At 72.6% G+C, this 19834-nt stretch carries 17 protein-coding genes; 8 read left to right on the top strand and 9 right to left on the bottom strand.

Annotated elements, in window-relative coordinates; translation table 11 throughout:
- Positions 1-4: 4 nt before the first annotated feature.
- A complete protein-coding gene (locus M3147_RS13820; RefSeq protein ID WP_251204046.1) occupies positions 5-649 on the bottom strand; it encodes a hypothetical protein in 645 nt (214 codons plus the stop codon).
- A 152-nt stretch (positions 650-801) separates the two neighbouring features.
- On the bottom strand, positions 802-1032 hold the full coding sequence (locus M3147_RS13815) for a hypothetical protein (RefSeq protein ID WP_251204045.1): 231 nt from the start codon (positions 1030-1032) through the stop codon (positions 802-804).
- Positions 1033-1083: 51 nt separating this feature from the next.
- Here M3147_RS13815 and M3147_RS13810 point away from each other — a divergent pair, with 51 nt between their 5' ends.
- On the top strand, positions 1084-1584 hold the full coding sequence (locus M3147_RS13810; RefSeq protein WP_251204090.1) for a MarR family winged helix-turn-helix transcriptional regulator: 501 nt from the start codon (positions 1084-1086) through the stop codon (positions 1582-1584).
- Between the two features lie 20 nt (positions 1585-1604).
- Here M3147_RS13810 and M3147_RS13805 read toward each other — a convergent pair whose 3' ends face one another.
- Both M3147_RS13805 and M3147_RS13800 read right to left on the bottom strand, forming a co-directional pair.
- On the bottom strand, positions 1605-2522 hold the full coding sequence (locus M3147_RS13805) for an NAD(P)-dependent oxidoreductase (protein ID WP_251204044.1): 918 nt from the start codon (positions 2520-2522) through the stop codon (positions 1605-1607).
- A 63-nt stretch (positions 2523-2585) separates the two neighbouring features.
- The gene (locus M3147_RS13800; protein WP_251204043.1) at positions 2586-3497 is read right to left on the bottom strand and encodes a DNA/RNA non-specific endonuclease; all 912 of its coding nucleotides are present in this window, start codon (positions 3495-3497) and stop codon (positions 2586-2588) included.
- A gap of 67 nt (positions 3498-3564) precedes the next feature.
- Between M3147_RS13800 and M3147_RS13795 the strand changes: the two genes are divergently transcribed.
- The 6 genes from M3147_RS13795 (at position 3565) to M3147_RS13770 (ending at position 12757) form a co-directional block, all read left to right on the top strand.
- Positions 3565-5364 (top strand): cation:proton antiporter, encoded by a 1800-nt coding sequence (locus M3147_RS13795; protein ID WP_251204042.1) that lies wholly within the window; start codon positions 3565-3567, stop codon positions 5362-5364.
- Positions 5365-5442: 78 nt separating this feature from the next.
- Positions 5443-5667 (top strand): hypothetical protein, encoded by a 225-nt coding sequence (locus M3147_RS13790; RefSeq protein ID WP_251204041.1) that lies wholly within the window; start codon positions 5443-5445, stop codon positions 5665-5667.
- A 156-nt stretch (positions 5668-5823) separates the two neighbouring features.
- A complete protein-coding gene (locus M3147_RS13785) occupies positions 5824-6402 on the top strand; it encodes a helix-turn-helix domain-containing protein (RefSeq protein ID WP_251204040.1) in 579 nt (192 codons plus the stop codon).
- Between the two features lie 261 nt (positions 6403-6663).
- The gene (locus M3147_RS13780) at positions 6664-8070 is read left to right on the top strand and encodes a purine-cytosine permease family protein (RefSeq protein WP_251204039.1); all 1407 of its coding nucleotides are present in this window, start codon (positions 6664-6666) and stop codon (positions 8068-8070) included.
- Positions 8067-8720: a cyclase family protein gene (locus M3147_RS13775; protein WP_251204038.1), complete on the top strand. Its 654-nt coding sequence runs from the start codon at positions 8067-8069 to the stop codon at positions 8718-8720. The genes M3147_RS13780 and M3147_RS13775 overlap by 4 nt, the downstream gene beginning before the upstream one ends.
- A 311-nt stretch (positions 8721-9031) precedes the next feature.
- The gene (locus M3147_RS13770; protein WP_251204037.1) at positions 9032-12757 is read left to right on the top strand and encodes an efflux RND transporter permease subunit; all 3726 of its coding nucleotides are present in this window, start codon (positions 9032-9034) and stop codon (positions 12755-12757) included.
- A gap of 103 nt (positions 12758-12860) precedes the next feature.
- On the opposite strand, the gene M3147_RS13765 is transcribed toward M3147_RS13770, so the two are convergent.
- Both M3147_RS13765 and M3147_RS13760 read right to left on the bottom strand, forming a co-directional pair.
- Positions 12861-14120 carry an LCP family protein gene (locus M3147_RS13765; protein ID WP_251204036.1) on the bottom strand — a complete coding sequence of 420 codons (1260 nt, stop codon included), beginning with the start codon at positions 14118-14120 and terminating at the stop codon, positions 12861-12863.
- A 114-nt stretch (positions 14121-14234) separates the two neighbouring features.
- On the bottom strand, positions 14235-15296 hold the full coding sequence (locus M3147_RS13760; RefSeq protein ID WP_251204035.1) for a YeiH family protein: 1062 nt from the start codon (positions 15294-15296) through the stop codon (positions 14235-14237).
- Between the two features lie 70 nt (positions 15297-15366).
- Here M3147_RS13760 and M3147_RS13755 point away from each other — a divergent pair, with 70 nt between their 5' ends.
- Positions 15367-16296, top strand: a complete 930-nt coding sequence (locus tag M3147_RS13755; protein WP_251204034.1) for a LysR family transcriptional regulator — start codon at positions 15367-15369, stop codon at positions 16294-16296.
- Positions 16297-16365: 69 nt separating this feature from the next.
- Here the strand turns inward: M3147_RS13755 and M3147_RS13750 are convergent, their stop codons facing one another.
- From M3147_RS13750 to M3147_RS13740, 3 genes are read right to left on the bottom strand one after another with little or no spacing between them, the layout of a single operon-like run.
- Positions 16366-16950 (bottom strand): TetR/AcrR family transcriptional regulator, encoded by a 585-nt coding sequence (locus M3147_RS13750; RefSeq protein ID WP_251204033.1) that lies wholly within the window; start codon positions 16948-16950, stop codon positions 16366-16368.
- A 47-nt stretch (positions 16951-16997) separates the two neighbouring features.
- Positions 16998-19085 carry a YhgE/Pip domain-containing protein gene (locus M3147_RS13745; RefSeq protein WP_251204032.1) on the bottom strand — a complete coding sequence of 696 codons (2088 nt, stop codon included), beginning with the start codon at positions 19083-19085 and terminating at the stop codon, positions 16998-17000.
- The gene (locus M3147_RS13740; RefSeq protein ID WP_251204031.1) at positions 19085-19798 is read right to left on the bottom strand and encodes an ATP-binding cassette domain-containing protein; all 714 of its coding nucleotides are present in this window, start codon (positions 19796-19798) and stop codon (positions 19085-19087) included. Before M3147_RS13740 ends, M3147_RS13745 begins: the two co-directional genes overlap by 1 nt.
- Positions 19799-19834 lie beyond the last annotated feature (36 nt).

Below are 19834 nucleotides of genomic sequence, written 5' to 3'. Positions count from 1 at the left end.
AGGCTCAGCCGACGTATCCGTGGAACGGGTCTTCACGCTCGGCCCGCTTCAGCTCGGCGGTCTCGACGGCGCGCTCGAGATCTTCGAAGAGCTCGCGCATGCGCTGCGGGCGGGCGAGCTCGTACTCGGCATCCACCTCGATCTGCGGCCACTCGCGGTCGAGCCGCGCCTCGATCGCACCGGCCACGTCGTTCCAGGCCTCGTCCCGCGCGCGGGTCGCGAACTCGCGCAGGTACTCCGGGTCTTCGCGAAGCTCCCAGAGGCGCTTCGCGACCGAGGTGTAGACCTTCTCCCGGCGGCGGAGGTTGCCCGTGTCGGCGCGCCGGTAGTCGTGCTGGTGCTTCGCCTTGCCCTCGCGCTTGGCCGCGGTCTCGCGGTCCTCGGCCGAGAGCTCGGCGGTCGCGTCGGCCTGCTGCACCAGCTCGTAGAGCACCTCGCGCGCGGCGGCCGCAGCACGGTCGTCGTCGTAGCGCTCCTCGCCGCGGAGTGCCTCGACGACGAATCGGTTGCGGAGCGTCATGCGCCCGGCCGACTCGGCGAGCATCACCCCTTCGTCGATCATCTCCTCGACGCTGGGCGGCTGGACCTCGGGCAGCGCGGCGCGGTCGAACGGCTTGAACCTCTGTCGCCTCCGACGGAACCAGCGCATCCCCGCTCCCTTCCGCCTCCGATGCCCGCCTTTGAGCCTAGCGGCGCGAGGCTGGGCGATGGGAGGGGAGGTGGGCGATGGGAGGGTCAGGACGGGCAGTGCAGCTGGGTGCGCTCGCCCGAGCGGTCAGCGCCGACGAACTCCGCGTGTGGTCAGGACGGGCAGTGCAGCTGGGTGCGCTCGCCCGAGCGGTCGATGTCGTGTTCCGACATCGGCTTGCCGCAGAGGGGGCAGGCCGGCGGCCGCTCGGCGACCGGCTCCTCGTCGTACGGGCCGAGGGGCGGGGGCCCGATGTACGGCAGGAGCTTCGCGTTGAGCTTGTCGATGAGGCCCGCGTACCCCCGTCGGGGCGATTCGCCTGCGGGGTGTTCTCTTCGTGTCACAATCATTAGTGTACTAATTATTAGCTCATGCGCAATACTGGAGGGGTGACCATGCAGGAACAGCGCGTGAGCGACGACCGCACGGATGCCTCGGTCGTCGAGGTCGACGGCGAGCCGATCGACCTCTTGGCCCTCGAGAACCAGGTGTGCTTCGCCCTCGCCGTCGCCGCCCGGGGCGTCATCGGCGTCTACCGACCGATCCTCGAGCCGCTCGGCCTCACCCACCCCCAGTACCTCGTCATGCTCGCGCTCTGGCAGCGCAGCCCGCGCACCGTCCGCGACCTCGGCGCCGCCCTCCAGCTCGAGCCGGCCACGCTCTCACCGCTCCTGAAGCGCCTCGAGGCGCAGGGCTACCTGACCCGGCAGCGCAGCACGAAGGACGAACGAGCCCTCGACGTCGAGCTCACGCCCACCGGTCGGGCACTGCGCGATCAGGCGCTCGACATCCCGCCGCAGGTCGTCGACCGGCTCGGCATGACGCTCGAAGAGCTCGGCTCCCTGCGCGACCGGCTCGGGGAGGTCATCGACGCGGTGCAGCACGGCGAACGGTGAACCGCACCGGTCGCGCCGCGTCACCCCTGCGGGTCGAATCCCGCGATCCGTCCGTCGGGTGAGGCGAACTTCGCGATGAGGCTGCAGTCCTTCGCGCCGTAGCCCTCCCCGATCAGCCGTTCGAACTGGTCGAGCGCGATCCGCGCCGCCGGCGTGCGCACTCCCGCGGCCCCCGCCGCCTCGACGGCGAACAAGAGGTCCTTCTCGGCGAGCGCCGCCGTGAACGTGGCGTCGAAGTTGCGGTTCGCCGGACTCGTCGGCACCACGCCGGGCGCCGGGTACCAGGTGCGCAACGGCCACGACTCCCCCGACGAGACGGCCGCCACCTCGAAGAAGCGCTCCGGGTCGAGCCCGAGCGACGCGGCGAGCGCGGCCCCCTCGGCGACCCCGAGCAGGGAGACGAAGAGCATGAGGTTGTTCGCGAGCTTGGCGGCGATGCCGCTCGTGGGGCCGCCGAGTTCGAAGACGTGGCCCGCGAACGGCTCGACGAAAGGTCGGGCGGCGGCCGTGGCGGCGGCGTCGCCGCCGAGCATGACGGTGAGCGTGCCGGCGGCGGCCCCGGCGATGCCGCCGGACACGGGCGCGTCGACGAAGCGGATGCCTCGGCCCGCCGAGCGGTCGTGGCACCAGCGCGAGGTCTCGACGTCGACCGTCGAGGTGTCGAGCAGCAGGGCCGGCGACGGCGCGGTCTCCCACACGCCGCCCGGCCCCTCGTAGACGTCGCGGACGTGCTCGCTGCGCGGCAGCGAGGTGAAGACCGCCTCCGCTCCGCCGACGGCCTCGGCGATGGACGCCGTGACGCGCACGCCCCTGGCCGAGGCATCCGCCGCCGCCTCAGTGGAGACATCGAAGCCGCGCACCTCATGGCCCGCCGCGACAAGGTTCCCCGCCATCGGCGCACCCATGTGCCCCAGCCCGATCCAGGCGATGACCGACATGACGACCTCCCGACCCCGGTGTCGATGTGCTCACCTCCACGGTACGCCCGACCGCCCCGAGGACTACAGCAGCAGCCCGCCCGGGTCGACCAGCTCGCGCCACCCCGACGCCGCGATCGCCCGAGGCATCCGGTCGGCGACGACGAGTTGCGGCATCGCGAGCCGGGTGAGCTCGGCGATCTCGGCGATCGGCACCTGGAAGGTGCGGAAGCCGCCGAGCTCGGGCAGCCCACCCCCGACGGCGCCGGGCGGCGCCGACTCCGGCTCGACGAGCGCCTCGATGAGCGTCGACTGGTCGAGCACGAAGCCCGCGGCGGCGAGCCGGTCGCTGCGCAGCCACGCGACGACCTTGAAGAAGCGGCGCGGCAGCCGGATGCCCCGGTACGGCGGGTCGTCCAGAGCGAGCACCGGGCCGGTGAAGACGCTGAGCCGCAGCCCTTCGGTCTCGCCGAAGGCGAGCACATGGTCTTCGAGGCCGAGCCAGAGCTCCTTCGACTGGTTGAACCCCGCGACCTGCGGGGCGGCGTTCGGGTAGTGGAACGTGTCGGACTCCGCTCGGGCGGCCATCGCGGGATCTCCCCAGACCGGATCCCGTCGACGCACGAGATGGCCCCGGTCGAGCGGGTTGTCGGCGTAGACCTCGGGGCCGGCCTGCCAGTCTGCGGGGACGCGCGGGTCGAGCCGCCAGCGATCGCCCGTGCGTTCGACCTCGACGAGGTTCGCCCCGTCGAGGTTGACGCCCGTGACCCGGGCCAGCCGCCGCCGCTGATCGAGCCGCACCGAGAAGTGCACGTAGTCCAGAAGCGCCGTGTCAAGAAGCGCCGTGTCGAGCTGCGCCGTGTCAAGAAGCGCCGTGTCGAGCTGCGCCGTGTCCAGAAGCGCCGTGTCGAGCTGCGCCGACGGGTCGGCACCGCCCCGCTCGCGCGGCGCAGGCATGGGCAACTCGCCGCCGAGGAAATCCGTCTCGTACCCCATGCCCCCAGCCCAGCACATCCCGCCGACGCCCGCGCGCCCGGCGCGTGCGGCGCGGCAGAATGTCCCCATGGATCTGCTGCTGGCCGCCGTGCTCGCGCTGCTCGCCATCGCCGCGGCGACGGCGTTCGCGCCGAAGCTCGGCGTCGCCGCACCGCTGCTGCTCGTGCTCGCGGGGCTCGCCGTCGGCCTGCTGCCGGTCGTGCCCGCGTTCGAGGTCGATCCCGAGTGGATCCTCGCGGGCGTGCTGCCGCCGCTGCTCTACTCGGCGGCGGTGTCGATGCCGGCGATGGAGTTCCGGCGGGACTTCGGCGCGATCAGCGGACTCTCGGTCGTGCTCGTCGTCGTCACCTCGGTGCTGCTCGGCCTGCTCTTCGCCTGGCTGATCCCCGATCTCGGCATCCCGGCCGGTATCGCGCTCGGCGCGATCGTGAGTCCGACCGACGCGGTCGCGACGTCGATCGTGAAGCGACTCGGCGTCTCGCCGCGGGTCGTCGCGATGCTCGACGGCGAGAGCCTGCTGAACGACGCGAGCGCGCTCGTGCTGCTGCGCTCCGCGATCGCGGGCATGGCGGCGACGGTGTCGCTCTGGAGCGTCGCGGGGTCGTTCGTGTACTCCGTGGTGCTCGCCGCCGTGATCGGTATCGTCATCGGCTGGGTGAACCTGCGGGTGCGCGCCCGCGTGATGAATCCGACCGTGAACACCGTCATCTCGTTCACGATGCCGTTCCTCGCCTCGATCCCCGCCGAGCACTTCGGCGCTTCGGGACTCGTCGCCGCGGTGGTCGCCGGCCTCGTCACGGGGCGCGGGGCGGCGAAGTTCCTGAGTCCGCAGCATCGTCTGTCGGACGCGCAGAACTGGCGCACCGTCGAGCTCGTGCTCGAGGGCGCGGTCTTCCTCGTGATGGGTCTCGAGCTCACCGCGATCGTCGACGACGTCGAGACGGCCCACTCGGGCGCCTGGCACGCGGCCGGGCTCGCGGCGATCGCCCTGGCCGCGACGATCCTGATCCGGGCCGCGTACGTCGCGCCGCTGTTCGCCGGACTCGCGCGACGAGCCAGGCGTGCCGAAACCATCCGCGACTTCATCCGCACGAAGCAGGAGTCCCACCCGGGCGCCGGGATCCCGGTGCCCCCGAAGGCCTCCCCCGCGCAGGCCGACCGCATGCGCTCAATGTTCCGCCGTCGGGTCGCGGACATCGACTACTACCTCGACGAACGCCTCGGCTGGCGCGAGGGCACCATCGTCGTCTGGGCAGGCATGCGGGGTGTGGTCACGCTCGCGGCGGCGCAGACCCTCCCCTCGGACACGCCGAGCCGTTCGCTGCTCGTCTTCATCGCCTTCCTCGTCGCGATCGGCTCGCTGCTGATCCAGGGCGGCACGCTGCCGTGGCTGGTGCGCTGGGTGATGCCCGCGCGCGACCCGGAGGACGGCGCTGCCGAGCGCCGCGAACTCCGCCGCGTCCTGCAGGGGGCGGCGATGGCTGAGCTCTCCGGTTCGGAGGACCCGGCGATCCGCGCCATGGCCGAGCGCATGCGGGCCGCCTGGCAGCTCTCCAATCAGGAGGGCGTCGGCGACGACGCGGACGACGAGCTCGCCGAGGTCGAGGGCGCGGATGCCACGGCGGAGCACGGCGCGGCCTCCGCGGCCGGGGCGGCGGCGCCGGGCGCCGACTCCGCCGATGCCGCGCAGCGCCGACTCGTCGATCCCGAGCGGGTGCGCCGGCTGCGGCTGCGGATGATCCGCGCCCAGCGCGACGCACTGCTCGACGCCCGCGACGAGGGCCGGTTCAGTGCGGCGGCGTTGAGCGCCGCCCTCGAAGACCTCGACGCCGAGCAGATCAGCATCGAGCTCAAGGCTTTCGAATAGTCCGTGGCGCGATCCGCGTCATGATCGCGCCGGATCCGCATCCCTCCAGTAGGCGCATCGCGAACGGAGGGAGACCGGATGGCCCGCCACCTCGAGTTCGTCTTCGGCCCCCTCGGCGAGGAGACCCGGCTGCCCTGCGCCTGCGCGCGCGAGGGGAACCACCTGCGGCCCACCTCGGTCGACCGCGCCGGCGCCCTCGACCCCGAGGCGCTCGCCCGCGCCGAACGGCTCCGCGCCCGTCGCCGAAGCCACCGTCGCCGCTTCGGCTTCCAGCCCGCCGAACAGCCGCGGCACGCCGCCTGATCCGCCCGCGGCGCTGCTGCAGGCCGTCGCTCTGCCGGGCCGCTGCACTGTGGGGCGCTGCGCTGTGGGGCGCCGGATTCGTCGCATTCGTCGCTCGCGCGCACGTCCGCTCGCCGGACGACGGCCACGGCCGGCGCGGCAAGGTACCGTGGCGATATGCGTCCAATGCCGCTCGAACCGTCGGGTCGATCGCTGTCCATCGGGCCGCGCGTGCGCGAGGCGAGGATCGAACGAGGGCTGACGATCGAGGAGGTCGCCCGCGTCGCCGGGCTCACCAAGGGGTTCCTCTCGCGAATCGAGCGCGACATCGTCTCACCGAGCGTGAGCACCCTCGTCACACTGTGCGAAGTGCTCTCGATCTCGGTCGGCTCGCTGTTCACCGAACCGGAGGTCAAGTTCGTGGCGGCGGGCACCGGGCCGCGCGTCAATCTCGGCGGCATCGAGACCGAGGAGCGTCTGGTGACCCCTCGTGAAGAGGCGCGCGTGCAGGTGCTGCGGTCCGTCATCTCGACGGAGGGCCGGGGCGCGACGGATTTGTATGCGGTGGCTGCCGACGTCGATGTGCTGCACGTGCTCCGGGGTCGGGTGCGGGTGGAGTTCACCTCCGAGCAGGCCTGGGAGCTCGGTCCGGGCGACACCCTGACCTTCAACGGGCACGAGCCGCACAACTGGAGCGTCATCGGCGACGAGGCCGAAGTCATCTGGGTGCTCGTGCCCGCCATCTGGAGCAGCTGACCCGCGAACGGCCGCCCCGTGGCCACGCCGCGCCCGGTGGAGCGGCGCGCCTTGCGTGACTCCGCGTGACTCGACGTGACTCGACGTGACTCGGCGCGCCGAGATTCGATCTTGACAGCCGGGAACGCGAGGGATTACCGTCATCGCAAGTTGCAGTATGAAAAACATCTGTTGCCCTCCAAGCACCTGATACGAGGTGTGCCCACCCAGCGCTGCACTCCAGCCCGCTCCCATCAGCCACACCTCACCCCCGGAGGAGCAATGTCGCTCTTTACCCGTCTCAACTCGAAGTTGGAGACGCAATCAGACCAGGCCGGCCCGGTGCGCGGCACCCTGTCGCTCGCGCGGATCGGACTCATCTGGCTCGCCGCGAACTTCGTCGTGACGACCCTGCTCACCGGCACGTCCTTCATCCCCGCCATCGACTTCGCCTCGGCGACGACGCTCATCGTCGTCGGCACGATCGTCGGCGCCGTGGTCCTCGTGCTCGTGGGATACATCGGCACGCGGACCGGTCTTCCGACGATGGCACTCACTCGTGGTGCGTTCGGGATCCGCGGAAGCCTGCTCCCCTCGATCGCGAACGTCTTCTCCCTGATGGGCTGGGTCTGGGTGCAGGCGATGCTCGCCGGCATCACGGTCGACTACATCGTGGCGACCTACACGGGGTACTCGAACCCGGTGCTCTTCTCCGCGCTCAGCCAGACGCTCGTCGTGATCCTCGCGATCTTCGGGCACGAGGGCATCGCCCGGATCGAACCGTGGCTCGCCGCCGTCATGCTCGGGTTCGCGGCATGGATCTTCACCACCGCGTTCACCGAGTTCGCTCCTGCGGACTACCAGGCGATCCCCGTCGACCTCGACCTCGGCTTCACCCCGGCGATCGTCCTCGACATCGTCATCGCCACGGCGATCGCGTGGACCGTGCTCGCGGCCGACATCAACCGGCACGCACGGAACGGCCGTGCGAGCGTCATCGGCTCCGGTGTCGGGTACACCATCTCCACCATCATCGCGATGATGCTCGGCACGACGGCGACCGGGTACCTGCTGCTCACCGGCGCGGACGCCATCCCGTTCGACCCCGCGCCGATCGTGGCCGCGTTCGGCATCCCGCTCGCCGTGGTCATCTTCGTCTCGGTCATGGCGACCAATGTGGTCGCGCTCTACGGGATCACGACCTCGGCGATCAATGCCGGCCCCCGTGGACGGATCCGGTTCCTGCCCGCCGTCCTCGTGCTCGGCGCGGTCTCCATCGCCGGCTCGACCTGGCTCGGGCTGCTGGGGCAGTTCACCACGTTCCTGACCATGATCGGCGCCTTCTTCGTGCCGGTCTTCGCGATCATGATCGTCGACTACTTCATCATCAAGCGACGCAACTACACGACGGACATGCTCCGAGCCGAAGGCGGCCGCTACTGGTACACCGGGGGCGTCAACTGGATCGCCATCGTGATCTGGGCGATCGGCGCGGCGGCGTCGTACCTGCTCGCGTACGTCTGGCACAGCCCCACCGGCGCCACGATCCCGGCGTTCGTGCTCACCTTCTTCCTGTACCTCGTCGCGATGCTGCCCGAACGTCGACGCACGGCGACCGAACCGTACGAGCACCTCGCCGACGCGACGCCCGAGCGCGACGCGACCCCGGTGGCGGAGGTGGGACGATGACCGGCATGCGAGAGCTCAGCCACGTCATCCGACCGGGGATGCCGGTCTACCCCGGCGACCCCTCGGTCGAATTCGCCACGACGGCGCGCATCGAGACCGAGGGGGTCGAGGTGACCTCGCTCCTGCTCAGCACCCACTCGGGTACCCACCTCGACGCCCCCTCGCACAGCATCCGCGGCGGACGGACCGTCGCACAGATCCCACTCGACGAGCTGCGCGGCCCGGCGCTGCTCGTCCGCATGCCCGGGCTCGCACCGCGTGCCGAGATCACGGTCGCCGTCATCGAGCAGGCCCTCGGAACCGCACTGCCCGCCGAGCTCCCGGCCATCGTCGTCATCGACACCGGCTGGGCTCAGCACTACGGCACCGACGCGGCATTCGAGCACCCGGGCCTCACCCCCGACGCTGCGAGCGCACTCCTCGCGCGGGGCATGCGGGCGCTCTGCGTCGACACCTTCAGCCCGGACCTGACGGAGGACGGCGGAACGCACTTCCCCGTCCACGACCTCGTCCTCGGCGCCGACGGCATGATCGTCGAGAACCTCTGCAACCTCGAAGGCCTCCCACGACACCTCGAGGTCGAGATCGTTCCACTCCCGATCGACGCCGACGGAGCACCCGCCCGCATCATCGCCCGCGAAGCCGGCTGACGAAGGCTCGGGCCGTCGTGCGCGGCCGGGGTTTCCCGCAGCGCGGTACCGGTGCCGAACTCTCACGCCGGAGCGCCGCAAGCCGCGCCGCCTGCTTCTCGACGATGAAGCCACGCGGTCGGCCTCGACCCCGGTCGACCGCGTCATCCTGCCAGTGTGGTCCCGCGGTACCACGCATCTCCCTCGGCCGGCTGATGCCCGGCACCCGCCTCGCCGAGTGAACTGGACGTATCGCCCGGCGCGGCCTCTGCCCGGAGCGCTCGTGCACCGATGCTCGCTCCATCCGGCCGTGCCCCCGACCGGAGATCGCCATGACCTTCCTGACCCGAGCCAGCCTCGCCAACCGCGCCATCGTCGGCCTCATCACCATCGCCATCGCCCTGCTCGGGCTCGTGGCGATGGGCTCGCTCCGCCAGGAGCTGATGCCGCCGGTGAAGTACCCAGGCGCCTTCATCTCCGTGCAGGCCGCCGGTCTCGCGCCCGAGCAGATGGCCGAGGTCGCGACCGAGCCCGTCGAACAGTCGCTGCGGTCCGTCGCCGGCATCACCGAGGTGAGCTCGGTCTCCAGCACGGGCTCCGCCCAGATCACGGTGACGTGGCCGTTCGAGCTCGACGCCGAAGAGACCGAGCGGGCCATCCGTTCGGCCGTCGACGGCGCGAAGGCCGCACTGCCGCAGGGCGCGCGGGTCGACGTGATGTCGGGCTCGAGCAGCGACATGCCGGCGATGATGTTCACCGCCGGTTCCTCGGGCGACCCGGTCGCCTTCGCCGACTCGCTCGAGCAGACGGTGCTGCCCGCCCTGCGCTCGGTCGACGGGGTGCGGGAGGCGACCCTGTCCGGGCGCGAGGAGCAGCGCGTCGAAGTCGCGATCCGCCCCGCCGACCTCGACCGGCTCAAGGTCGAGGCGGCCTCGGTGCTGCAGGCGCTCCAGGCGAACGCCGCGGTGCAGCCGGCCGGCCAGGTCGAGGGCGCCGAGGGCGCCGTGTCGGTGACCGTGGGCCCCGGACTCGAGAGCATCGAGGCGATCCAGGCGCTGCCCGTGCAGGTGCAGGAAGGCTCCGTGCGCGTCGGCGACGTCGCCGACGTCTCGCTGCAGTCCGTCGCCGCGACGAGCATCTCCCGCGTGAACGGCAAGCCCGCCCTCACGATCCAGATCACCCCGGGCTCTGGAGCGAACGTCGTCGACATCTCGCACGGTGTGCAAGCGCAGCTCGACGGCTTCACCGAGTCGCTCGGCGCCGAGTTCGTCACCCTCTTCGACCAGGCGCCGTACATCGAGCAGTCCATCCACGATCTCTCGGTCGAGGGCGCGCTCGGTCTGCTCTTCGCGGTCATCGTGATCTTCGCGTTCCTGCGCTCGTGGCGTTCGACCGTGATCGCGGCGGTGTCGATCCCGCTATCGCTGCTGATCACGATGATCGGCCTCTGGTGGAGCGACAACACGCTGAACATCCTCACGCTCGGCGCCCTGACGATCGCGATCGGCCGCGTCGTCGACGACTCGATCGTCGTCATCGAGAACATCTCGAGACACGCGGAACGTCGCGCCCCGACCCCGGCCGACATCGTCGCCTCGGTGAAGCAGGTCGCGGGCGCCATCACCGCCTCGACCCTGACGACGGTCGCGGTGTTCCTGCCGATCGCCTTCGTCTCGGGCCTCACCGGCCAGCTGTTCCGGCCGTTCGCCATCACGGTGACGATCGCGCTGCTCGCCTCGCTCGTCGTGGCGCTCACGATCGTGCCGGTGCTCGCGTACTGGTTCCTGAAGAACCGTGCGGCGAAGCGGGACGCGGTAGCGGATGCCTCGGCGGAGTCCGTAGCTGCCGGCACGGCCACGACCGGGGCCGCGGCCGGGGCCGGGGCCGGGCACGACGCGCCCCTCGACGCGGCGGCGGTAACCCAGGCCGAGATGCGGAGCCCGGAGGACCGCCTCCAGCGCAGCATCATGCCCGCGCTCGGCGCGACCCGCCGGCATCCCTTCATCACGCTCGGCGCCTCGCTCGTCGTCCTCGTCGCGACGCTCGCCCTGAGCGTCGTCATCCCGACCGACTTCCTCGGCGAGTCCGGACAGCAGAGCCTCTCGCTCCAGCAGACCCCGAAGGACGCCGTCGACCTCGAGTCCCGGGCGAAGGCCGCGGAGCCCGTCGAGCGAGCGCTCGCCAAGGTCGCCGGCGTGCGCGACGTCGTGGCCGCGATCCCGGCCCAGTCGAGCACGGCGGGCGAGCCGGCCAAGATCACCTACGACATCCTCCTCGAGGAGGGGGCGAAAGCCGACGTCGTCCGCGGCGAGGTCGAGCGCGCGCTCGAGCCCGTCGGCGACCCGGAGCAGTTCGAGCTCACCGCGGTGGACACCAGCGGATTCGGCGGCGGCGGCATCGAGCTGCGCGTCCTCGGCAACGACCCCGTCGCACTCCGCGAGGCGAGCGACGCGCTCGTGAAGGCGCTCGAGGGCGAGCCCGGCGTCGAGAAGGCGGCGAGCAGCCTGTCCGGTGAGCAGCCGGTCGTGCGCGTCGTCGTCGACCCCACCAAGGCCGCCGCGCTCGGTTTCGACCAGCAGCAGGTCGCCCAGGCGATCGACGCCGCGCTGAGCGGCACCCCGGCGGGCACCCTCATGCTCGAGGGACGCGAGCGCGACATCGTCGTTCGCACGAGCACCGTCACCGGTGGTGCCGCAGGCGTCGCCGAGCTGCTGCTTCCCGTGACGCCGAAGCAGACCGCCGCGGCGCAGAAGGCCGCGTTCGACAAGCTGAAGGCCGAGCAGGAACAGCAGGCGGAGAGCGCCCAAGCGGATGCCGCGAACGCGCTCGACCGGCAGATCGCCGACGCCCAGTCCGCCCGGAGCGAGCTGCGCGGTCAGCTCGGCTCACTGCGCGAGCAGCTCGCCGCGCTGCAGGGTGCGCCCATCGAGCCCGCCGTGCCCGGTTCGCCCGAGGAGCAGGCGATCGCCGCCGCCATCCGCGATCGCCAGGAGCAGCTCGCCACGCTCGAGTCCGCGATCGCCCAGACCGAGCAGGGCATCACGGCGAGCGACGAACAGGTCGACCAGCTCCGCAAGGCGCAGCGCGAGGCCGACGAGCAGCGGGCCGAGGCCGAGCGCATGGAGCAGGAGCAGACCGCCGCCGGCGAGCTCCGCGGCACCGCCGTGCGCGTCGGCGACGTCGCCAGCGTCACCGAGGAGCTCACCGCGCCGTCGGTCACCAGGATCGGCGGCGAGCGCGAGGTCGCGATCTCGGTCACCCCGGAGAGCGGGGCGCTCGACGCCGCGAACGCGGCCGTCGCGGCCGCGATGGCCGAGGTGAGCCTGCCGAGCGGCGTGCACTACGAGGTCACCGGCGTCTCCGCCGAGCAGGACGAGGCGTTCGCCCAGCTCGGCCTGGCGATGCTCGCCGCGATCGTGCTCGTGCTGTTCGTGATGATCGGCACGTTCCGGAACCTCCGGCAGCCGATGATCCTCCTCGTCTCGGTGCCCTTCGCGGCGACCGGCGCCCTGCTCGGGCTGTTCCTCACCGGGACGCCGCTCGGCCTGCCCGCCCTCATCGGGCTGCTGATGCTCATCGGCATCGTCGTCACGAACGCGATCGTGCTGATCGACCTCGTGAACAAGCTGCGCGAGGGCGGGGCGAACCTGGAGGACGCGGTGCGGCACGGCACTCGACTGCGCCTCCGGCCGATCCTGATGACCGCGGCGGCGACGATCTTCGCGCTCCTGCCGATGGCCTTCGGGCTGACCGGCGGCGGCGTGTTCATCTCCCGCCCGCTCGCGATCGTCGTCATCGGCGGGCTGATCTCCTCCACGCTGCTGACGCTCGTGCTGGTGCCGATCCTGTACCTGCTGTTCGAGCGCGGCCGCGACCGGCGGATGGCCCGGCGCGCCGAGCGCCGCGAGCGCCGCGCTGCTCGCCGCGGCGACGGATCGGGCGGCAACGGTTCCGTCGGCGGCGGAACCACGGACGGCGGCTCGACGGACGACGGACCCGGTTCCGGGGCGGGCACGGGGGTTCCCGCCCCGGGGCTGCCGTCGCCGACGGCCGGCTGAGGCGTGCGTGCCGGGCAGCATTGGGGGCTGCCCGGCACGGCGCCCCGCGCACGCACCGGATGCGGCTGCACGCCATCCGGTGCGTGCGTGTTTTCTGCGGGAACTAGGGAGCGCCGGCGCAGCTCTTCGTCGCGGCGTCCTGCCCCTTCGCGCCGGGCGGCAACGTCGCTTTCGGCTTCGGCGCGACCGACGCGCCGGGCGCGGGGACGGCGGTGTCGGCGGATGCGTCGGCGGGCGCATCGTCGGCGGGAGCCTCGTCGCCGGGCTCAGCACCGGCGTCGTCCGTCGCGAAGGTCACCGCCTCGTCGGCGGCGAGCGCGGCGAAGAGGGCCTCCGCCTGATCGGCGATCGGTTCGACTCGGTTGGGGTCGGCCCAATAGTCCTGCACCGGCAGCTGCACGAGCGCGATGTTCGCCAGGTCGATGTTCGCGAGCGTGCCGGCGAGGCCGACGAGCGCGTCGGGGCCCGCGAGGCCGTCGTCGACGGTGACCGACCGGCTCGCGGCATCCGCCAGCCCGAAGAGCGCCACCGGGTTCGTGAGCGTCCCGGCATCCTTCACCTTGCGCGCGAGCGCCGAGAGGTAGGTCTGCTGGGTCGCGATGCGGCCCAGGTCGCTGCCGTCGCCGATGCCGTGCCGGGTGCGCAGGAAGGCGAGCGCCTCCGCACCCTGGATGGTGTGCTCGCCCGCGGCGAGCGTGAGGCCCGAATCGGGATCGTCCACGTCCTCGGCGAGGCAGATCTCGACGCCGCCGATCGCGTCGGTCACGCCGATGACGCCGTCGAAGTCGACGACGACGAAGTGGTCGACGTCGAGCCCCGTGAAGTCGCGGATCGTGTCGAGCGAGCAGTACGGCCCGTCATCCAGGACCGCGTTGATCTGCACGGCCTCGCGGGCGTCGATGGTCTCACCGTCGGGCGTCGTGCATTCGGGCGTCGGCAGCATCGTGTCGCGCGGGATGCTGACGAGCGTCGCGTTGCTGTGGTCGCTCGAGACGTGCAGCAGCATCATCGCGTCGGAGCGTGCCCCGCCCTCGTCGCCGTAGTCGGCGGAGGTCTGCCCCTCGCGCACGTCGGAACCCATGATGAGGAGGTTCACGGCGCCGTTCCAGTCCGGGATCTCCGGGCCGTCGGTGTCGCCCGGGCGCGCGACCGAGTTGCCGGCGATGTTGCCCGCCACCCGGGCCGCCATGACGCCGGCGAAGGCGATCCCGACCACGAGCAGCCCCGCGGCGGCGCCCGCCACGGCGAACAGCACCTTCCGGCGGCGCGAGCGGCGGCGGCCGTGCGCCGGCGACCGGCGGTCGCGACGTGAGGGACGGGCGCTCGAGGCGGAACCCGTCGGGGGCGAGCTGGGGCGGGGCATCCGGTCTCCTCCGGTCGGCCGGCGAAATCGTCACGGTATCGACGCATTCAGGGAGGATGCCGAGAGCGCGGCAGCGCGTCGCGGATCGACGGCCCGGGATGCGCCGGCCGGGGCTCAGCCCGCCACGAGCACGCCGCCGAGCGCGACGCCCGCGACGACCAGCGTCGACGCGCCGGCGAGCGCGACGGGACGGAAGCCCACCCGGCGGAACATCGAGAACCGCACCCCCGTGCCGAGGGCGAACATCGCCATCGCGAGCAGCACCGTCTGCACGACCCCGGCACCGGCGAGCACCCCGGCGGGCAGAACGCCGGTCCACCGCACGAGCACCATGGCGAGGAAGCCGACGACGAAGAGCGGCACGATCGGCGGGCGCTTGCCCGCGGCGACGCCGCCACCGGGCTGCTCGCGGCGCATGGCGCGACGGCGCTGCACCGAGATCACGGCGAGCACGGGTGCGAGCAGCAGCACGCGGGCGAGCTTCACGACGACGGCCGCGGCGAGCCCCGCCCCGCCGATCGCCGACCCAGCGGCCACCACCTGGGCGACCTCGTGGATCGAGCCGCCCGCCCACAGCCCGGTGCGCAGCTCGCCGAGTCCGAGCGCCGAGCCGAGCAGGGGGATCAGCGGGATCATCAGCGTGCCGAACAGCACGACGAGCGCGAGGGCGGTGACGACCTCCTCTTCCTCCTCCGTCTCGATCACGCCGTCGACGGCGGCGACCGCGGCGGCCCCGCAGATCGAGAAACCGCAGGCGATGAGGAGGCGCTGCGTCGGCGACACGCCCAGCGCACGACCGATGGCGAGGGTCGCCAGGATGCCGACGGCGACGATCGCGACGACGACCGCGATCATCCCCGGTCCGAGCGCGAGGATGTCGCCGAGCACGAGCTGCAGGCCGAGCAGCACGATGCCGATCCGCAGCAGGCGCTTCGCCGCGAGCGCCAGGCCCGGATCGAGCGACGCCGGGAGCGGCAGGAGGTTCCGGCAGGCGACCCCGAGCACGATCGCGACGAGGAGCGCGCTCAGCGTCGGCAGCACGAGCGTGAGCGCGAGCGAGACCCCCGCCGCCGCGAGGGCCAGCGCCAGCCCGGGAGCGAGGGCGCGCAGGCGCAGCGAGCGGGCGCCCGGGTGTGCGGCTGGGCTGGGGTTGCTGGGAGTGCTGGGACTGCTCACCAGTCCACTCTGGGCGGGGTGCGGCGATCGCAGTAGCCGTCGATCGGGCATCGAGTCATATCATCGTGATATGTCTTCGACGACTGCGCAGCGCTGGCCGGACCTCGCCGTGCTCGAACTCCTGGTCGCCGTGGCCGAGCACGGCGGCCTCGGCGCTGCGGCGCGAGCGGTGGGGATGGCCCAGCCGAACGCGAGCCGCGCCATCACCCGGCTCGAGGCGGACCTCGGGCTCGACCTGGTGGCGAGGCATCCGCGCGGTTCCCGGCTCACCCCCGAGGGAACCGCCGTCGCCGACTGGGCCCGCCGCGTGCTCGACGATGCCCGCGAGCTGATGACCGCGAGCGCCGCGCTCCGCGCCGACCGGGCGGCGCACCTCGACGTCGCCGCGAGCCTCACCGTCGCGGAGTACCTCGCGCCCGCCTGGCTCGCCCGGCTCCGTCGAGCCCGCCCCGAGCTCGAGGTGCAGCTGCGCGTCGCGAACTCGGCCGAGGTCTTCGCGCTCGTCGCCTCGGGGGCGTGCGAGCTCGGCTTCGTCGAGACGCCGCGTGTCCCGGCGGGGCTCCGCAGTGTCACCGTCGCCGACGATCGGCTCGTCGTCGTCGTGGCCCCCGACCATCCGTGGGCGCGGCGACGCCGGCTGACGCCCGCCGAGCTCGCCGCGACCCCGCTCGTCGTGCGCGAAGGCGGCTCGGGCACCCGGGCGACGCTGGCCGCCGCCCTCGATCGGCTCGGGATTCCGGAGCACGAGCTCGCCGCGCCGAGCCTCGAACTGGGCAGCAATGCCGCCGTGCGGGTGAGTGCCGCCGCGGGTGCCGGGCCGGCGGTGCTCAGCGAGCTCGCCGTCGCCGGCTGGATCACCCGCGGCGACCTCGTCGAGGTGCCGGTGGACGGCCTCGAGCTCCGCCGGCGGCTGCGCGCCGTGCGCCGGGCGACCGCCCGCCCGGGAGAGGCCGCCGCGGAGCTCGTCGCGATCGCCCGCCGTTCCTCCCGCCCGGTCTAGGCGGGGCGGCGCCGCTCTCCGACCCGCTCCCGCCCTCCCGGGTCCTCCGCTCACGTCCTCCCGGGTCGGTCAGGCGGGGCGGAGGGTGGCGAGGATCGCGGCGGCGACCTCGGCGCGGTCGCGATCCGGCTCGAAGACGAGCCACTCGAGCCCCGCCATCAGCACCGCGCCGAACACGGCGGACGCTCGCAGGCCCGCCGCGGCCGCGGCCGAGGCATCCGTGCGCCCCGCACCAGCGGGACCGGAGGCCTCGGCGATCGCCTCGGCGAACACGGCCAACGCCTCGTGCCGGAGCGCGAACAGCGTCTCCTGCCAGGCCCGGTCGGTGCGGAAGATCTCCGCCGCCATCAGCTTCGCGAGCGCCGAGTTCGCCGCGATCACGTCGAGCAGCTCCGCGACCAGGGCCTCGATGGCCTCCTGCCCGCGACGCTCGCCTTTCGCGCGCCGCAGCGACTCGGCGAGGGCACCGACCCGCTCCTTCAGCAGGGCCTCGAAGAGCAGGTCCTTCGAGCTGAAGTTGTAGTACAGGCTGCCTTTGGCGACGCCGGCGCGCTCGGCGACCTCGTCCATGGTCGTGCCGGTGATGCCTTTCGTCGCCGCCAGCTCGAGCGCGGCGTCGAGGATCTGGCGCTTCGTCGTGCTGGTGCGGGCCACGGGGGTCCTCTCCTGTTCGGGCGGTCGGGCGGTCCGGGCTGGTCGGCTCAGATCACGAGCTCGGGGTGCAGCCGGCCGATGCTCCAGACCCGCTGCCTGCCGGCGCTCCAGGCGCTGATCGCGAGCGATCCGACGAGGATGCCGGCCATGACGAGCACCGAGAGCCACAGTCTAGAGTCGACGCCTCCGGTGATCAGTTCGCGGAGGCCGTTCACGACGTAGGTGGCCGGCATGAACGGATGCAGCGCCTGGAAGAAGGCGGGCGTCGTCTCCACCGGATACGTGCCGCCGGAACTGCTGAGCTGCAGCATGAGCAGCACGAGGCTCACCACGCGCCCCGCCGCGCTGCCGAGCACGACGATGAACATCTGCTGCAGCGCGAGGAACGCGAGCGTCACGAGATAGATGAACGCCGCGGTGCCGAGCCAGTACTGCGGTTCGAGCCCGATGCCGTAGACGAGCACCAGCACCATGATCACGACCTGGCCGAGGCCGATCGCCATGGCGGGCAGGAATCCGGTCATCACGGCGCGGAGCCCGGTGGCGCCCGCGGCGAGGGCGCGGCTCGGCAGTGCCCGCAGGATGAGCCACGTGATGAGGCCGCCGACGAACGTCGCGAGGGCGATGAAGAACGGGGCGAAGCCCTCGCCGAAGCTCTTTGACTCGTGCTGCCAGCGCTCGTCGAGCGCGACGGGGGCCGACATCACCTCGGACTTCGACTCGAGGTCGGCGCGGCTCAGCTGTGGGGCCTCTGCGGCTCCGGCACCGAGCTCGTCGGCGAGGGTGCGGCTGCCGTCGGCGAGTTGTCCGGCGCCGGTGGCGAGCTTCGTGCCGCCTGCGGCGAGCTCCCCCGTGCCGTTCACGAGCGAGTCGGTGCCGCCAGCGAGGGTCGCCGCACCGTCGGCGAGGGTCCGGGCCCCGGATGCCGCGTCGCCCGACTTCGCCGCGAGCGCGGCCGTGCCGTCGCGGAGCTGGGCGGCTCCGGCGGCGAGCTCCTGCGCCCCGGGCTGTCCCGCGGCGAGCGCGGCGGCGAGCTCGTCGGTCTTGCCGGCGAAGCCGGCGCTCTTCGCGGCGTACTCCTGCGCGCCGGGAATCGCGGCCTGCGCCTGTCCGTTCAGCTCCCCGGCGCCGTCGGCGAGCTGCTGCACGCTGTCGAGGTAGGCGGCCGCGGGCACCTCCGGGTGCGCCTGCATCGCGGCGAGGAGCTCGTCGAGGCCGCCGGCCAGCGTGCCGGTTCCGCCCGCGAGCGCGGCGGTGCCGCCGCTGAGGGCGCCGGCGCCGTCGGCGAGCGCGTGCGCGCCGGCGGCGAGGGCCTGGGATCCGGATGCCGCGTCGCCGACCTTGCCGGCGAGCACCGCCGAGCCGTCGGCGAGCCGGGCGGCACCGCCGGACAGCTCACCGGCGCCGTCGCGCAGCTGGGCGAGGCCGTCGGCGAGCGTGCCCGAGCCGTCAGCCAGGCGGATCGCGCCCGCGTCGAGCTGTCCCGCCCCGTCGGCGAGCTCCCCGATGCCGACGACGAGGGCGCCGGCCCCCGTGTTGGCGGTGGCGACCCCGTCGGCGAGCTGCCCGGCACCGTCGGCGGCCCGGCGGATGCCGTCGCCCGCGTCGTTGATCCCGACGAGCAGGGTGTCGGCGGTGCGCTTCGAGACCTGCTCGGCGACGGCGTCCTTCAGCTGCACCATGGCCTGCTTGCCGAGGGTGGAGGCGAGGAAGTTGTTGGCGTCGTTGTAGTCGACCTCGACGTTCGCCGGGCGGGGCTCGTCCGTGCCGACCGAGACCGCCCGCTCGGAGAAGTCCCGCGGGATGGTGACCGCGAAGTAGTAGTCGCCGGAGGCGACGCCGCTCGAGGCATCCGCCGCGTCCGTGACCTGCCAGTCGAGCTGGCCGCCGTCGGTCAGCTCGGTCACGAGATCGTCGCCCGCGGTGACGCGGTCGCCGTCGAGGCGGGCGCCGGCGTCCTCGTTCACGAGGGCGACGGGCAGGTTCTTCAGCTCGTCGGTGGGCGCCCAGAACGCCCAGAGGTAGAGCGCGCCGTAGATGAGCGGGATGAACAGCAGCACTGCGATGGCGATCTTCGGCAGGGTTCCCTTGCGGAAGCGGCGCAGCTCGGTGCCGGGTGAGAGGAAGGCGAACATCAGGCGTGCTCCAGGAGGAGGTCGAGGCCGTCGGCGTCGTCGGCGGCCGGAAGGATGGAGTGGCTGGCCGGCGCGATACCGAGCTCGGTCCAGCGTCGAGGCTCGGGGGCGGCGGCCGAGACGACGACGGCGGCGCCCGATCGGGCGATCGCGTCGAGGCCGAGCCAGACGGCGTCGCGAGCGGCCGGCGAGGCCAGCGCGTCGAGGCCGTCGAAGCAGAGCATCCGGGGGTCGCTCATCATCGCGAGCGCGATCCGGAAGAGCGCGGTCTGCGCCTCGTCCAGCTCCCAGATGACGGTGTCGGGTGCAGGCAGGGGCACCTCGCCGAAGACGGGACCGAGGATGCCGCGCAGCGTCTCCTCGTCGGGGCGGCGCACGAAGGTCCACCACGGCGAGATCCAGGCGGCGCGCTCGCGGACCGCCGCCGCGACGGTCACGGATTCCTCGAGCGCGTCGATGCCCTCGAAGCCGGCGATGGCGGACTCCCGCTGCACACGACGGGCGCTGCGGGGCAGCTCGCGGCCGAGGGTCTCGAGCTCGCCGCCGGTCGGCTTCATCCGGCCGGCGAGGGTGAGCAGAAGACTGGTGCGACCGCTGCCGGAGGGGCCGTGCAGAACGGTGAGTCCCCCGTCGATACGGAGGTCGAGCGGCCCGTAGACGGGGCCGCGCTTGGATTCGAGGGCGAGGGCGGTCGCCCTGGCGATGGTCGGCACGTGCGTTCCTTCGATTCGTGCAGTGGATGGGTGCGC

Origin of the sequence: Agromyces mediolanus (genome assembly GCF_023715325.1) — a bacterium.
GTDB lineage: Bacteria > Actinomycetota > Actinomycetes > Actinomycetales > Microbacteriaceae > Agromyces > Agromyces mediolanus_A.
Note: the sequence above shows the minus strand (reverse complement) of the source record. Positions and strands in the feature narration are given on the sequence as shown.